Below are 16,270 nucleotides of genomic sequence, written 5' to 3' on the forward strand. Positions count from 1 at the left end.
GAGCCTGAAGGGTGGGCTCAGGCTACGGAAGCCTGGGCCTTGCCGATGACACGGTAGGTGACACTCGGCCACTGAGCGGCTGAGGAGATCCGGCGGCCATCGACGAACGTCGTGATGCCCGGCAACTCAGCCGGCCCGATCGAACGGTACTCATCGTGGTCCGCTTGCACGACCGCGGCGTCCACAGTCTCGCCGAAGTGGTAAGGGGTGAAGCCGAGCTTCTCGAGTTCGAGGTCGGTGTAGAGGGGGTCGTGAACGACCGGCACTGCACCGCGCGCGCGAAGGGCTTCGACCGTGCTGAAGACTCCGGAGAACGCAGTCTCCTTGACACCGCCTCGATATGCGGCACCGAGAACTGCGACCTTTGCCCCGGCGAGGTCGCCGAAGGCACCCTCGAGCAGCCCGATCGTGTAGTCGGGCATGCCCGCGTTCGCGGCGCGCGCTGCAGCGACGATGGTCGCCTCAGGGTCGTTCCACAGGTAGAGCCTGGGGTAGACGGGGATGCAGTGACCGCCCACAGCGATCCCTGGCTGGTGGATGTGGCTGTATGGCTGCGAATTCGACGCTTCGATGACGTTGTAGATGTCGATCCCGTTGGCGCCGGCGTAGCGGGCAAACTGGTTGGCCAGTCCGATGTTCACGTCGCGATAGGTCGTTTCGGCGAGCTTGGCGAGTTCGGATGCCTCGGCGCTCCCCAGATCCCACACGCCGTTAGGGCGTGCGAGATCGGGGCGCTCATCGAAGTCGAGCACTGCCTCGTAGAACTCCACGGAGCGCTGGGCCCCACGCGCTGAGAGCCCACCGACGAGCTTCGGGTACTTGCGGAGGTCGGCGAAGACTCGTCCGGTGAGCACGCGCTCGGGGGAGAACACCAAGTCAAAGTCGACGCCCTCGGTCAGCCCGGAGACGCGCTCGAGCATCGGCTTCCAGCGCGTTCGAGTGGTTCCGACCGGGAGGGTTGTCTCGTAGGAGACGAGGGTGCCCGGGGTCAGGTGCGCACCCAGGGATTCGGTGGCCGCGTCCATCCAGCCGAAGTCCGGCTCAGCCGTAACCTCGTCCACGAAGAGAGGCACGACGAGCACGACCGCGTCGGCACCGGGAACCGCGTCGGCATAGTCGGTGGTCGCCCGAAGGCGGCCCGTTGGTACGAGCTCGGCGAGCCGTTCCTGCAATTCGGCCTCGCCGGGGAACGGCTCGATGCCCTTGTTCACGAGGTCGACGACCGCTTGATTGACATCGACGCCGACGACCTCGTGTCCCTTGCTCGCGAACTGGACTGCGAGCGGGAGCCCGATCTTCCCGAGGGCGATTACGGCGATTCTCATTCGAGCTTCCTTAGCGGCTAGACAACTGAACGATCCTACCCCGCGACGCGGGACAGGCTCACGGTGACGACGCGTTCGGCGATTGCGTCGAGGGAGTACGTGGAGCGCGCCCAGTCGCTCAATCGGGCGCGCGCGGCCGGTGCCAGAGGGCGCGTCGCGGCGCGCTCGAGTTCGGCGACGACGGCCATGACCTCGTAGTCGACGGCGACTCCGGCATCCGTGTTCTCGGCATTGCGCAGGAATGGCCCCGTCGGCCCGACACCAGCGAAGATCACTGGACATCCGGCAGCGAGTGAGGAGTAGGCCTTCGTCGTGAAGGCGTAGTCGTACCCTTGCCCGGGCTTGAGGCTCGCGAGCGATGCGGTCGCGCCGGCGAGGATGGGGGAGAGCTCCGCCGGCGGGATCGGCGCGTGGAAGCTGACGGACCCGCCGATGCCGAGCTCGGCGGCGCGCGCCCTCAGGGCCTCGCGCTCCTGGCCGTTGCCGATGAACCGGAGCGTGGCACCGGGATGGTGCGGGAGGAACTTCGCGAATGCCTCGACGAAGATCCCAGCACCGTGCCACTCCGAATGGGTGCCAGCGTAGACAAAGACGGGCGGAGTCGGTGGCACCTGCGCCTCGTAGTGGAACGCGTCGGTGTCGGCTCCGAAGCCGATCCCCGTCGACGGCGTGTGGATGCCGAGCTCACGGAACCGTGCGATGAGCGGCTCATGGGCGGCCAGGAGGTGCTGCGCCCCTTTGAGACCCCAGACCTCGACCCGACGCAGCAGCCGGAGCACCAGCCGTGAGTTCGTCGCCATCGCAGCGGCATCGGACCAGAGATCGGCGGCATCGACGATGTACGGCGTTCGACGCAGGGCCGCGACGACTCTGACGACGGCCACGGTCGTTGGCGGCGGCTCCACGACGTACAGGTCGGCTCGGCGAGCGAACAGAAGCCGGAAGAACAGGGGGACATCGAAGCTGAGGTACGAGAGATACCCGCGAACGTACTGCTGCCGGTCACGCAGCACGGGCGCGCGGCGCACGCGGATACCGTCGGGGTCACGCAGTTCCATGCCGCGCGGCGGGTTCGTCGTGACCACGGACACCTCGCATCCACGATCGCGAAACGTGCGTGCCCAGGTGGTGAGGAGACCGGCGGCCGCCGAGACTTCGGGGGCGAAGATCCGGCTCACGATGACGACACGCATGTCAGGTCAATCCGAGAAGGCGGCGAACGACGGATCTCTGTGTCGCGAGGTCCGCGTCGTTGCTGAGCACGTGAGCGGCGAGATCGGAGGCCGCTTTGAACCGTGCGACGTCGTCGTGGGTGAGCCCGCGGAGGGCCGCGACCAGGTCGCCCGTTGACCAGCCGTCGGTGACGACACCGATGCCGTGCTCCGCGATGATCCTGTCGATCTCAATCGCGGGACCGAAGACGACACCGAGCCTGGCCTGGACGAAGTCGAAGAACTTATTGGGCAGCATGAAGCGGTAGTTGATCGTGCGGGGCGGCAGCAGGAACACACCGAGGTCGTACGTGTTCAGTGTCGCGGGCAGGTCGTCTGGCGCGACCGGTTCGCGGAAACGAATTCTAGGGCTCCCGGCAGCCCGGGTCTGGAGGGTCGCGAGGTAGTGCCCGGTATCCACCAGATACAGGTCGAGGCTGAAGCGGTCGTCGAGGGTGGCGACCGCGTCGATGAGGCTCTCGACGTTGCGGTTGCGCACGGCGATGCCACTGTGGACAAGCCGGATGCGCCCCGGCTCAAGAGGCGCGGGCGTGAGCTCGCGCAGTGGCCCCGCGTTGCGCACGACGTCGGGCGCGATGCCGTAGTGCTCTCGGTAGAGGTCGGCGATCGACTTACTCACGGTGGTGGTCGCCGATGCTCTCGGGAGGTATTCGCGGCAGAGCCAGTCCATGTACGGCTTCACCAGAAGCCGCCAGGGCAGGCTCGTCGAATTCTCCTCCGGCGCCCATTCGTGCAGATCCGCCCAGACCGGCGCTCCCCTGGCGATTGTGAAGGCGAGCGGGAGTGCTCGTGCGTCGTTCGCCACCACCAGGTCGAATGGTGCGGCTCCGGTGAGTAGGCGAAGCGCGGCCATCTCACCCGGGGAGCGCAGGCCGACGGCTCGATACCGATGGAGCGCGAGCCGGATGACGCCCCCCGGCGTCTGCGGCAGCGAAGGCGCGCTCGCTGGCACCTCGAAGTGTTCGCTGACACCCGCTGGCGTGGAACCGTAGCCCACCGTTGTGACCTCGCCGAACTCGCCGAGCACCGCGAGCTGGCGGCGGACCCGCGAGTCTTGGTTGATGGGGGAGAAGGAGATCGAGAGGATCCGCTTCGTCGCCACCTTCACCACCTCCGAACGTCCATCGAGTCTCTGGCCCGCCAGACAGCCTAAACTGGTGCGGCTATGTCAACAGCCCGGGCGCGCATCCTCGTCCTCATATACACCCCGTTCGCAAGCGCTCCTCGCGCACTCAAGCAAGTGCAATACCTGCGGGGTTCGAACGACGTCACAACCGCCGGCTTCGGTGCGACAGGCGTCGACGGGGTGCCACATGTCGAGATCCCGAATGGCGCCCCGCAACGATTTGGTCTGTTCGGTCGGTTGCTCTACCTCGCTCTCCTGGGCCTGCGGGTGTACCGACCGCTCACCCGCCTGAGCGCACGGGACCGCGACACCGAACGGCTCCTCGGGGGCCAGGACTGGGACATTGTGATCGCGCACGATCTGTGGTCTTTGGCGGCGGCGCTGCAACTCGCGCCGAAACACGGCGTCGTGCTCGACCTCCACGAGTACGCGCCGCTCGAGGGTGAGCACTCGTTCCTCTGGCGACTCGTGATGGCTCCATACGCCCGGTGGATGCTGCGCACGATGGTGCCCAAGGTCGCGGAGATCGTCACCGTCAGCACTGGGATCGCGGACGAATATCGCCGTCGTTATGGATTCGACTCGACGGTCGTAGTGAATGCCACCCCCTACTACTCGCTCGAACCGCACGCCGTCGCATCCCCGATCCGTCTCGTGCACAGCGGACTTGCCGCACCAGAGCGCCGCCTCGACATCATGATCGAGGCCGTGCGATTGACGGCCGCCGATGTGACCCTCGACCTCTATCTGATGGACAACGGCGTCGGGGAGTTCGACCGGCTGCGCGCGCTCGCGGACGGCGACGAGCGGATCCGATTCCGGGAGCCGGTGGCGTACGTGGATCTGGTCCGCACGCTCAATACGTACGACGTGGGACTCTCCGTGCTCCCGCCAACGACCTTCAACCTCGAGTGGTGCCTCCCGAACAAGTTCTTCGACTTCATCCAGGCCAGACTCGGGCTCATCGTCGGACCATCGCCGGAGATGGCCAGCTTCGTCGACCACTACGCTATCGGCGAGGTTCTCCCGGACTTCACCGCGGTGTCACTCGCCGCGGCACTCGATGGCCTCACTCCCGAACGGGTCGCATCGTGGAAGTCGGCATCCGCCGCTCATGCATCCGAGCTCTCGAGCGAGCGCCAGGCGGAGCTCTGGCGTCCGCTCGTGGCACGACTCACAGGGGCGACCGCCTAGACTTCCGGAGACCAAGCGCTTGAGGAGCCGTCGGTGAAGTCAGTATTGCGTCTCTATCGCGAAGTAGTCGCGGTGTTTCCCCTCGGCGGACGCCGATTCCTGAACCTGTACGCCGCGCTGCTGGCCTCGTTGGCGATCTTTGATGCAGCGGCCCTCGGCCTCCTCGCCCTCGTGATCGCACCGCTCGCGGCAGGTACGCCCGTCGCGCTCCCGCTTCTGGGTGAGCTCGAACCCATTGGGGTCATCTGGACGATCCTCGCGATCTGTGCGCTCATGGTCAGCAAAGGCGTGCTTGCTCTCGTGGTCACGTGGTGGGCGACTCGTCGCATCCCACGTTTCGAGGTAGCGATTGGTGACCGTCTGCTGCGCGCGTTCCTCTCCGCTCCCTGGAGAGACCGCCTGCGCAAGAACTCCAACGACATCATGCGACTCTCGGACAGCGGCGTCGACATCACGGTGAACTCCTTCGTGCTTCCTGGAGCGACCCTGCTGGGTGAGGTCGTGAGTCTGGTGGCGGTGATCGCGACTCTTGCCGTCGTGCAGCCCGTGATCGCTGTGACGACGTTGCTCTACCTACTGCTGCTCGGCGCGGTGCTGTTCTTCTGGATCGCTCGCCACGCGCGCATTGCCGGCGAGGTCAACATCGAGAACTCCATCCGAACCTCTCGGCTCATCCTCGAGATCGTGGCGGCGATGAAGGAAGTGACCCTTCGCAACAAGGAGCCCGAGGTCGCCGATGTCGTGGAGGCGGCGAGAACTCGCAGCGCGCGGGCACGCGCCAATATCTACTTCCTCGGGCAGGTGCCGCGCTACGCGCTCGAAGCCGGACTCGTGGGCGGTTTCGTAGCGATCGGTGGTGTCGGTCTCCTCATCGGAGGCATCGAGCAGGCTCTCGCCGGTGTCGCACTCTTCGCGCTCGCGGGGTTCCGGGTCGCGCCCTCGGTGATTCGCTTCCAATCGGTGCTCTCCCAGATGATCGCGATCTCCGAGTACCCGCGCCTCATGCTCGCCGAGTTGAGAGATACCGAGCGCGGTAAAGACGAGATCGCTGAACGCACGGTTCGTTCGTTGCCTGAGGCACCGAAGCGCATCGCGCTCGAGCGGGTGAGTTTCCAGTACGCGCCCGACGCGATACCCGCGCTCGACGACGTTTCGCTCGAGATCGAGCTGGGCACCACTGTCGCCTTTGTCGGCGCTTCGGGTTCGGGCAAGTCGACGATGGTCGATCTGCTGCTCAGTCTGCTCGAGCCCACCGCCGGCACGATCTCGGTGGACGGCGTCCCTTTGACCGAGCTGCGCACGGCATGGCGCGCGAGAGTCGGCTATGTGCCTCAGGAGGTCGCCCTCTTCGACGCCACCATCGCCCAGAACGTCGCACTCACCTGGGGGCTCGACTATGACCCGGAAAGGGTCCGGCGAGCCCTTGAGCAAGCGCAACTCTGGGACCTCGTCGCCGCTCGAGAAGGCGGAGTAGATGCTCGCGTGGGCGAGCGCGGCCTCGCGCTCTCCGGTGGGCAGCGGCAGCGGCTCGGGATTGCTCGCGCACTGTATTCGGAACCTCTTGTCCTCGTGATGGACGAGGCGACGAGCGCGCTCGACACGCACACCGAGTCTCAGGTCACGGGCGCGATTCGCGAACTCGCTGGCGGGATCACCAAGATCGTCGTGGCACACCGGCTCGCGACGATCATGGATTCCGATCGGATCTTCTTCATGCGCGACGGCAAACTCGTCGGCAGCGGTACGTTCGAAGACCTGGTCAGCCGCTTCCCCGACTTCTCGCGGCAGGCGCAGCTCGCGGGTCTCGTTTGAGTCCCGAAGCCTGGGCGCACTGACAGCTCCGCACCCGGCGCCCCGCCAACTGGATAGACCTAGAATCGAGTCTGCCGAGCCGCACCGTAGAGGCACAGTAGAGTTGGTGGCTTGGTATTGCGCGGCGGAGAGCGCCGACGATCGCGAGGAACGGGATCCCCCATGGAAATTGCTGGAAAGCACATCGTTGTCATCGGCGGTGCCGGCTTCATCGGAAGCCACGTCGTCGAGGAACTGCTCGCGACGGATGTGGGGCGGGTCACGGTCTATGACAACTTCGCTCGCGGGAAGCGCTCGAATATCGCAGCGCAGCTCAAGGACCCGCGGGCAAGTCTCTTCGCGGACGGTGGCGACGTGCGGGAGATCGATGTGCTCAACGCCGCGCTCAAGGATGCCGATGGGGTCATCGATCTCGCGGCGATGTGGCTGCTGCACTGCAAGGACTACCCGCGTACCGCGTTCGACGTGAACATCGCGGGCACCTTCAACGTGCTTGAGGCCTGTGTCAACAACGACATCGAACGTCTGGTCTGGTCGAGCTCGGCGAGCGTCTATGGGGACGCCGTCGAGGTCCCCATGACCGAGGAGCACCCGTTCAACAATCGCAACTTCTACGGCGCGACGAAGATCGCTGGCGAGGCGATGGCGCGTGCCTTCAATGATCGCTACGGGCTCGACTATGTGGGATTGCGCTATATGAACGTCTACGGTCCGCACCAGGACCAGACTGCGGCCTACACCGGCGTGATCCCCATCATGCTGAACAAGATCGAGGCGAACGAAGCGCCCGTCATCAACGGTGACGGGTCCCAGGCCTACGACTTCGTCACTGCTAGGGATGTCGCCCGCGCCAACGTGCTCGCGCTTCGCAGCGATGCGACTGACGAGTTCTACAACGTCGGGACGGGCGTACAGACGAGCATCAAGCAGTTGTGCGACCTCATCCTCGAGATGACTGGCTCCGATCTCACTGTCGAGTACCGCCCGTACAGCTCGGAGGACAGCCGTCGCATGGTGCAGAACCGGATTGGCTCCACGGAGAAGGCCGAGCGCGATCTCGGATTCTTCTACCAGGACTCGCTCCGTGAGGGCCTTCAGGCCCTCATCGACTGGCGAGCGTCGAACCCCGGCATGGAATAAGGCGTCGAGAGCGCTTCTGCTTCAACGAGAGGTACCAGTACATGTGCGGCATTGCCGGCGTTATCAACCTCAAGGGCGACGGGATTTCACCAGTCCTGCTCCGCGCCATGACCGATTCACTCGCGCACCGCGGTCCTGATGGCGAGGGCCACTGGATTCACGAGAACGTGGGGATCGGCCATCGGCGGCTGGCAATCATCGACCTCTCGCCCCTCGGCCACCAGCCGATGGTCTCGGCGGACTCGCGCTACGTGCTGACGTTCAACGGAATGATCTACAACCACCGCGAGATCAGGGCAGAGCTCGAGGCGAGAGGCCATCGGTTCCGCGGTTCGAGCGACACGGAAGTCGTGCTCAACGCCCTGATCGAGTGGGGTCCGGAAGCGCTCAAGCGATTCAACGGCATGTTTGCGATCGGCTTCTATGACTCGGAGGAGCGGCGACTGCTGCTCGCTCGCGATCGTTACGGCATCAAGCCGCTGTACGTCAGCCAGCAGGGGGAGTTCTTCTCGTTCGGCTCGGAGCAGAAAGCAATTCTGGCTCGCACGAGCTTCGAACGACGGCTCGACAAGCCGGCTCTCATGGAGTACCTCACCTTCCAGAACATCCTGTCTCAGCGCACCTTGCTGGAGGACATCGAGCTGTTGCCGGCCGGGCACTTCGCGGTGCTCGATTTGAGATCGACCTCTCCTAGGCTCGCGCTCACCCAGTACTGGGACTTCGACTTCAGGGAGGAGAGCCCTGAGGCGAGCCACGAGGAGTACGTGGAGGAATTGGACAGACTGTTCTCGCAGGCGGTGAATCGTCAGTTGCTCAGTGACGTCGAGGTCGGAAGCTACCTCAGCGGTGGAATGGACAGTGGCTCCATCACCGCCGTCGCCTCGGGTTCGTTTCCCGGGATGAAGACATTCACCTGCGGGTTCGACCTCAGCAGTGCATCCGGAATGGAACTCGCTTTCGACGAGCGGGCGATGGCCGAGGCGATGTCGGCCGCATTCAAGACCGAGCAGTACGAGGTGGTCCTCAAGTCCGGCGACATGGAGCGATCACTCCCGGCGCTGGTACACCATCTCGAGGAGCCTCGGGTCGGCCAGAGCTACCCCAACTACTACGCGGCGCAGCTCGCGGGCAAGTTCGTGAAGGTCGTGCTCTCCGGTGCAGGCGGCGACGAGCTGTTCGGCGGCTACCCGTGGCGGTACTACCGCGCCACGAGCGCCCGCAACTTCGAAGACTATGTCGACAGCTATTTCGACTACTGGCAGCGCCTCACATCGCCGGACGAGCTGAAGGGGCTCCTCACCCCGATCTGGGGGGCCGTATCCGGTGTCTCCACTCGCGACGTGTTCCGCAACGTCTACCCGGCACAGCCGAACGCGCTCGAGCGTCCGGAAGACTTCATCAATCAGTCGCTCTACTTCGAGGCGAAGACCTTCTTGCACGGTCTGCTGGTTGTCGAAGACAAGCTCTCCATGGCGCACGGGTTGGAGTCGAGGGTGCCGTTCCTCGACAACGACCTCGTCGATTTCGCGATGCGCGTGCCGGTCAAGTACAAGCTCAACAACCTCGCCGAGGTCGCGCGTCTCAATGAGAACGAGCCCGGTGCCAAGGCCGAGAAGTTCTTCCAGCGAACGAAAGATGGCAAGCAAATCCTGCGCGACGCGATGAGCCGACACATCCCGGAATCCGTCACCGGGCGCGCAAAGCAAGGCTTCTCTTCACCCGACGCGAGCTGGTTCAAGGGGGAGAGCATCGATTTCGTGCGCCGTCAGCTCGGCGGGTCAAGCCCTCTGTTCGACGTCCTCGACCGAGAGGCCGTCACCACTGCCCTTGAGTCGCACTTCACAGGCAGGGAGAATCGTCGTCTGCTCGTGTGGGGCCTTCTCAGCCTGCATGAATGGCTCTCGCAAGTGCAGCCTTCCGCGTGACTAGCGCTGCGATGAAGGTTCGTCATTTCGGGAACACAGCGAACAACGCGTTCTACAACGCCGTGCTCTTGAAGCGGTTCGCCGGGATCGAGTCGCAGCTGCCGATCGGCATGTTCGGGCTGTACCACGGCATCTCCGCCCCCTCGTGGGAGGTCGTCGACTTCGACGTACCCAGCGCGGAGTGGGTCAGCCAACCCGACTGGTCTGCGTTCCCGGAGGCGGTCGCCGTCAACGCTGAATACACCGACCTGCCAGCGCCTTCAACCGATGGAGGAGACACGGGCGCACTGTCGAGCGACTATCGATCGCCCAACGTTCTGCCGGGGCTACGCCGATGGGTGAACGCATCGCTGAACGGCAAAGCATGGGCACAGCCGCTCTTCGACTACCGCACACGCCAACAGCTGGCACGACGCACTGAGATTGACCAGCCCGAGGGTCGGATCAACATACTGTACGGCGCCGATTCTCTGACGCACGTCAAGGCGCAGGCCTCCGGACCGACCGTCTGCGTCGAGCACGGCACGATCCGCTGGATCGGTGATGGCAGTGCCACACAGAAGCTCCTTCGGCGGGTCTACCGCGAGCAGGTTCAGCAGGCGAGGCACCTCTGGGTCACCAACCTCGACCCTCGAACACTCGAGATCGCTGAGGACCTCGTTCCTGGCAGATGGTCCGTGCTGCCGCACCCGTGGGTGCCGGACTCGCGCGTACCGTTCCCCGAAACGCCGCGCCGCCAAGAGCTTCTACAGCAGAGCGGTTCGGAGTCGCTTGTGCTTCTTCCGTCGAGCCAGAACTGGGCGAAGCATCACGACAAGGGGTCGATGAAGGCGCTGAGAGCTTTCGTCGAGCTGCGCCGCGCAGGGCGCGACGTGGGCCTGGTCGCTGTGGAATGGGGCCTACAGCTCGCCGAATCGAAGGCGTTCCTCGAGCAGGCCGGAGTGGCCGCGAATGTCGCCTGGGTACCTCCAATGGCGCGGTTCTCGCTGCAGCGCACGATGGCGAACGTCGACGTGGTCTGGGATCAATTCGGGTTGGAAGCATTCGGCGGCCTCGCCATGCGGGCAATGGAACAGGGGACACCGCTCATCAGCAGGGGGTTGGCGCCGATCGGGGAACGACTCATCGGCGGACCGGTGCCGTGGCGGCACGCGGCGACGACCGAGGACATCGTGGCAGAGACCGGCGCGGTGCTGGATGAGATCGCGCTCCAGGGTCGCGGCCGCGTCATTGAGCATTACCGTGCCCGGTACCGCAGTTGGCTGCTCGAGCGACACGATTCGAGGATCACCGCCGCTCTGCAACGCGAGGTCTACACCGGGATTCTCGATGGCTCGTGGGAGCCGGGCGCCGCGGTGCCCGGGCGGTGGGCGCAGCTGCTTTCTGAAGGACTTGGAGAGGACGGTTCATCCCGATGAAGACTGCCTTGGTGACCGGCGCGGCCGGCCTGCTCGGACGTGCCACGGTCGACGCTCTCGCGGACTCGGGTGTCGAGGTACACGCGCTCGTGCGCGGCAGTGATCAGGTATTCCGGGATGACGTGGTGTTCCACGTGATGGACCTTGCGAAGCCGATCGACACGGCGGCGCTTCCGGCGGCGGTGGATGCGATCTTCCATCTGGCGCAGGCGCGCGAGTTCCGCGACTTCCCGGCTTCAGCACCGTCGGTGTTCGCGATCAATGTCGCGACGACGGCGTCGCTGCTCGACTACGCCTACCGGGTCGGTTCGCGGAGCTTCGTCTACGCATCGAGCGGCGGTGTCTACCGTGGCCAACCCGGGGTGTCGCTCGTCGAGGATGCGCCCCTGCAGGGGCCAGCGGAGCTTGGCTATTATCTGGCGACCAAGCTGTCGAGCGAGAGCCTCGTCGACAGCTACTCCACACAGTTCATCACCGCGTCGCTGAGGTATTTCTTTATCTACGGTGCCGGTCAGGCGCGCTCGATGCTGATCCCGCGGTTGTACGACCGCGTGTCCAATGGTGACCCCATCGCCCTGCAGGGGCCCGACGGCATGCGGATCAACCCGGTGCATGCTTCGGATGCCGCGGCCGCGACCATCGCCGCCGCGGACCTGGCCTCCAGCACGACGGTGAACATCGCCGGGCCCGAGACGATCTCGTTGCGCGAGATCGGGGAGTTGTTCGGGCGCGACAGCGGCCGGGAGCCGCAGTTCGAGCGTGGCGAGGGGATTGCGACCGATCTCGTGGCCTCGACCGCGCGCATGAGCGTACTGTTACGGACCCCCACCACCACCCTGGGCGGCGCGCTCGAAGATATCCGTGGCTGATGCGAGTCCTGCACCTGCCCACGACGGTGGGTGATCCGTCCGGCCTGAGTCGCCAGCTCAGGGCGCTCGGAATCGACTCGCACGTGTGGGCGATCAGCCAGAACTACCTCGACTACCCGGTCGATCGCGTGCTTGTGAACGAAGGCGATGGGCCCGTCGTCCGCCTCCTCAAGATGTTGAGCGCTGGACGCTACGTGTTCGGGCGGTGGGACGTCGTGCATTTCAACTATGGCAGCACACTCTTCTCCCCCCTTCACACAGATTCGCGCTCCGGGGGTGGGCGGAACGTGCTCGCGGCGGCACTCAACGTCTTCGCGGCGGTGCTGCAACGGGCGGAGCTCGGCATACTGCGCGCCCGTCGCATCCCGGTGTTCATTCACTACCAGGGGGATGACGCGCGCCAGGGTGACTACTCGTTGCAGCACTTCGAGATCAGCATCGCGACGCAAGTGCCGCGTGGCTACTACTCGCCGCGGACCGACAGGTGGAAACGACGCCAGATCAGGTTCATGGCCAAGCGCGCCGCGGGAATCTATGCCGTGAACCCGGATCTCATGAACGTGCTGCCGTCCTCAACGGTTTTCGTGCCCTATGGTCACATCGCGATACAAGACTGGACGCCGCGCTACACCCAGGCTGATCGCGAGAGATTGGTGTTCGCTCACGCCCCCAGCCACCGGAAGGTCAAGGGAACCGACCTGATCTTGGAGGCGCTCGAAGAGCTCGCCGCCGAGGGATATCGTTTCGACGTGGATCTCATCGAAGGCGTGAGCAACTCGACAGCGCTCGAGCGCTATGCGGACGCGGATGTCGTGATCGATCAGCTCTACGCCGGCTGGTACGGCGGCGTCGCGCTCGAGGCCATGGCGTTGGGAAAGCCGGTGGTCGTCTACCTGCGCGAATCCGATTTCCGGTACTTGCCCCCCGAGATGGCGGACGAACTCCCGTTCTTTCGGGCCACACCGGCCACCGTCAAAGCAGACCTGAGAAAGATCTTGGATACCCCACGCGAGGAACTCGTGACAAGGGCCAAGCGGAGCAGAGCGTTCGTCGAGCGTTGGCATGACCCGATCGAGATCTCCTCGAGAATCGCCGAAGACTACCGTCGAGCGGTTGGCCCCCGTCAGAGAACAGGAAGTGTGTCATGAGCCCAAAGAGCGTCACCATCATCGGCGGCGGGATCATCGGACTCGCCCTGGCCCAGAGACTCACGTCCCAGGGCCTTGCCGTGACGGTGCTCGAGAAGGAGTCCCGTTGGGCGGCCCACCAGACTGGTCACAACTCTGGCGTCATCCACGCGGGTCCCTACTATAAGCCGGGATCGCTGAAAGCGACGATGTGCCTCGCCGGCAACCGATCGATGACGGCGTTCGCGCAGGAGCACGGCATCGCGTACGAGACCTGCGGCAAGCTGATCGTCGCGACCTCCGAGGCCGAGGTGCCCAGGCTCGAGGCGCTCGCTGCGCGCGCGAGTGCGAACGGCGTGACCTGCAGGCTGATCTCGATGGAGGAGGCGCACGAGTACGAGCCGCACGTCGGCGGCGTGCGCGCCCTGCGTGTCGAGAACACGGGCATCATCGACTACAAGGCGGTGTCGGCGAAGTTCGCCGAGCTGGCGGCGGAGGGCGGAGCGAACCTGATCCTGGGTACGCGGGCGCGGGCCATCCGCAGTTCCGACCGCGATGTCGTCGTCGAGCATGATCTGGGTGAGGTCACCTCTGACCTGCTGATCAACGCCGCCGGGCTGCAAAGCGACAAGGTCGCGCGGCTCGCGGGGATGACCCCGACCGTGCAGATTGTGCCGTTCCGGGGCGAGTACTACGAACTGTCCACCGCAAGTGAGCACCTCGTGAACGGATTGATCTATCCCGTGCCGGATCCCGACATGCCGTTCCTGGGTGTGCACCTGACTCGGATGATCGACGGAACCGTCCACGCGGGCCCGAATGCGGTGCTGGCGCTGTCACGTGAAGGCTACAAGTGGAGCACGGTATCACCGGGCGACCTGTTCAGAACCCTGACGTTCCCGGGATTCCTGAAGCTCGCGTCGGGCAACATCGGCACCGGCGCTCAGGAGATACTGCGTTCGTTCTCTAAGCGTCGCTTCGCTCGCGACCTGGCCCGGCTGGTCCCCGAGATCACGCCCGCGGACCTCGTGCCCTCGGGAGCGGGAGTGCGGGCGCAGGCAATCGGTCGTGACGGGAAGCTCGTCGACGATTTCGTGATCCAGCAGGATCGCAACCAGATTCACGTGCTGAACGCCCCGTCGCCAGCTGCGACGAGTTCGTTGGAGATCGCCCGCCACATCGCCTCTCTCGTGGCCTGATCTGCTCGATCTGCTGACGGCCCACGGCCGGTCCTCACAGCGGACTGGCCTCTCTGCTGTCAAGATAGGAACCCATGAGGGGTAATTCTCGTGGGGAGGCGACCGTGCGTGTTGCGGCGCTTCGTAGATTCGTCGCCCTCGGAGCGGCGGCGCTCCTCGGTGCGTCACTGATTTCTGCGACTTCGCCGGCACCCGCTCTTGCGCTCTCGGGCAGCGACTTCAACCCGGGCTTCATCATCAGTGACAGCCTGTTCTACGACGGTTCCGCCATGTCGGAGTCGGACATCCAGCAGTTCTTGGCGGCGAAGGGCAGTGGCCTGGCCACGATGTCGTTCAGTGTCAGCAGTCGGGCCCGACTCGTCTCCGAGTCGACGGGGAACCTGCGGTGCGGAGCCTTCGAAGGGGGATACCTCTCGGCGGCGACCATCATCTACCGCGCACAGGCCGCCTGCGGCATCAGTGCGAAGGTGTTGCTGGTCACACTGCAGAAGGAGCAGGGGCTCGTCACCAACGGTGCGCCCTCTCAGATCGCCTTGGACCGCGCCATGGGCTACGCGTGCCCCGACACCGCTCCGTGCGCGCCCACCTCACTCGGGTTCGGCAATCAGGTCTATTCCGGCGCCCTGCAGCTCAACACCTACCGGGCAAGCAACTTCGCCAGGCAACCGGGGCTGCACTCGATTCAGTGGCATCCCAACGCCAACTGCGGAAGCACCCAGGTTTACGTTCAGAACTACGCAACGGCAGCGTTGTACAACTACACGCCCTATCAGCCGAATGCCGCGGCCCTGGCCAACCTTGGCGGGGTGGGCGACGACTGCTCGTCCTACGGCAACCGGAACTTCTGGTGGTTCTACTCGAATTGGTTCGGCAGCACCTTCGGAACGTCGGCGCCGTTTTCCATCATTCCACCCAGCGTTTCAGGGTTGGGCCCCATCGGGTCTACACTCACAGTCCAACCAGGGACATGGTCCGGCTCCCCGGCCTTCGCCTACTCGTGGCTGGTGTGTGATGGCCCTGCGAACCCGCCGTTTGAGAGCATCCCCAGTGGGTGCGCCACGATTCCGGGCGCCACTTCGGGGACATACGTTTCGACCGCCGACCAAGTTGGCAAGTACATTGCGGTCCTGGTCACGGCGACCAACTCCTACGGTTCCACTGTTGCCGGTGGTACATCGACTTCTGCGGTGGGCAGCCCGGCCAATGTCGTTGCGCCGACCGTGTCGGGCTCGCCAGCCGTCGGGTCGACCTGGACCGTGGATCCTGGTACCTGGGCTGGCACCCCTGCACCATCGACCGTGCAAGCCTGGCTGCGCTGCACTCAGCCAGTTACGGTGACGTTCACGACGGTGCCCCCCGCCTGTGTCGCGATCGCGGGTGCGAGCGCGACAACGTATGTGTCGACCGAGGCAGATGTTGCGAAGTACTTGACTGCGCAGGTGGCAGGCGTCAACACCCTCGGGTTTGGTCTGGCGGGTGCCACCAGCACGACTCCCGTGGGCTTCCCGGCGAATACGGTTGCGCCGATCGTGTCGGGTTCGCCGGTTGTGGGTTCGACGTGGACGTTGAACACCGGCACGTGGACGGGTTCTCCCTCTCCGGCCATCGTGCAGGCCTGGTTGCGGTGCAACCAGCCGATCACTGCCGCATTTACTTCGGTGCCAGCCGGTTGTGTCTCGCTCGGGGCCGCAGGGACCACCTATGTGGCGACCGTTGCGGATATCGGCAAGTACCTAACGGCCCAGGTCGGCGGAACCAACACGTTGGGCTTCGCGCTTACAGGCGCCCTCAGCGCGACAGCGATCGCGTCGGCTTCCCCGGCGAATACGGTTGCGCCGACGGTGTCGGGTTCGCCGGTTGTGGGTTCGACGTGGACGTTGAACACGGGCACGTGGACGGGTTC

At 64.9% G+C, this 16,270-nt stretch carries 11 protein-coding genes and 1 pseudogene; 9 read left to right on the forward strand and 3 right to left on the reverse strand.

Features of this window, described 5'->3' with window-relative positions:
- Positions 1-17: 17 nt before the first annotated feature.
- The 3 genes from PYV02_RS08675 to PYV02_RS08685 are packed head-to-tail and all read right to left on the reverse strand — an operon-like array spanning position 18 to position 3,659.
- Positions 18-1,325 carry a nucleotide sugar dehydrogenase gene (locus tag PYV02_RS08675; RefSeq protein ID WP_275758190.1) on the reverse strand — a complete coding sequence of 436 codons (1,308 nt, stop codon included), beginning with the start codon at positions 1,323-1,325 and terminating at the stop codon, positions 18-20.
- Between the two features lie 35 nt (positions 1,326-1,360).
- Positions 1,361-2,518 carry a glycosyltransferase gene (locus PYV02_RS08680; protein WP_275758192.1) on the reverse strand — a complete coding sequence of 386 codons (1,158 nt, stop codon included), beginning with the start codon at positions 2,516-2,518 and terminating at the stop codon, positions 1,361-1,363.
- A 1-nt stretch (position 2,519) separates the two neighbouring features.
- A complete protein-coding gene (locus tag PYV02_RS08685; protein ID WP_275758194.1) occupies positions 2,520-3,659 on the reverse strand; it encodes a glycosyltransferase in 1,140 nt (379 codons plus the stop codon).
- Between the two features lie 261 nt (positions 3,660-3,920).
- On the opposite strand from PYV02_RS08685, the gene PYV02_RS08690 reads away from it, so the two are divergent.
- From PYV02_RS08690 to PYV02_RS08730, 9 genes and pseudogenes are all read left to right on the forward strand, one after another.
- Positions 3,921-4,877, forward strand: a complete 957-nt coding sequence (locus tag PYV02_RS08690) for a glycosyltransferase (protein ID WP_420833606.1) — start codon at positions 3,921-3,923, stop codon at positions 4,875-4,877.
- Between the two features lie 33 nt (positions 4,878-4,910).
- On the forward strand, positions 4,911-6,689 hold the full coding sequence (locus PYV02_RS08695; protein ID WP_275758198.1) for an ABC transporter ATP-binding protein: 1,779 nt from the start codon (positions 4,911-4,913) through the stop codon (positions 6,687-6,689).
- 162 nt (positions 6,690-6,851) lie between these two features.
- Positions 6,852-7,829, forward strand: coding sequence for an NAD-dependent epimerase/dehydratase family protein (locus PYV02_RS08700; RefSeq protein WP_275758200.1), 978 nt, complete (start codon positions 6,852-6,854; stop codon positions 7,827-7,829).
- A 41-nt stretch (positions 7,830-7,870) separates the two neighbouring features.
- Positions 7,871-9,754: an asparagine synthase (glutamine-hydrolyzing) gene (gene asnB / locus PYV02_RS08705; protein WP_275758202.1), complete on the forward strand. Its 1,884-nt coding sequence runs from the start codon at positions 7,871-7,873 to the stop codon at positions 9,752-9,754.
- The gene (locus PYV02_RS08710) at positions 9,724-11,172 is read left to right on the forward strand and encodes a glycosyltransferase family protein (RefSeq protein WP_275758204.1); all 1,449 of its coding nucleotides are present in this window, start codon (positions 9,724-9,726) and stop codon (positions 11,170-11,172) included. Before asnB ends, PYV02_RS08710 begins: the two co-directional genes overlap by 31 nt.
- Positions 11,169-12,041: an NAD-dependent epimerase/dehydratase family protein gene (locus PYV02_RS08715; RefSeq protein WP_275758206.1), complete on the forward strand. Its 873-nt coding sequence runs from the start codon at positions 11,169-11,171 to the stop codon at positions 12,039-12,041. Before PYV02_RS08710 ends, PYV02_RS08715 begins: the two co-directional genes overlap by 4 nt.
- Positions 12,041-13,189 carry a glycosyltransferase gene (locus tag PYV02_RS08720; protein WP_275758208.1) on the forward strand — a complete coding sequence of 383 codons (1,149 nt, stop codon included), beginning with the start codon at positions 12,041-12,043 and terminating at the stop codon, positions 13,187-13,189. The genes PYV02_RS08715 and PYV02_RS08720 overlap by 1 nt, the downstream gene beginning before the upstream one ends.
- Entirely contained in the window at positions 13,186-14,367 is a 1,182-nt protein-coding gene (gene lhgO / locus PYV02_RS08725) for an L-2-hydroxyglutarate oxidase (protein ID WP_275758210.1), read from the forward strand. The genes PYV02_RS08720 and lhgO overlap by 4 nt, the downstream gene beginning before the upstream one ends.
- 104 nt (positions 14,368-14,471) lie before the next feature.
- Positions 14,472-16,270: pseudogene (locus PYV02_RS08730) on the forward strand (hypothetical protein); the annotation flags it as partial.

It is taken from the genome of Antiquaquibacter metalliresistens (assembly GCF_029211225.1).
Classification (GTDB): domain Bacteria; phylum Actinomycetota; class Actinomycetes; order Actinomycetales; family Microbacteriaceae; genus Rhodoglobus; species Rhodoglobus metalliresistens.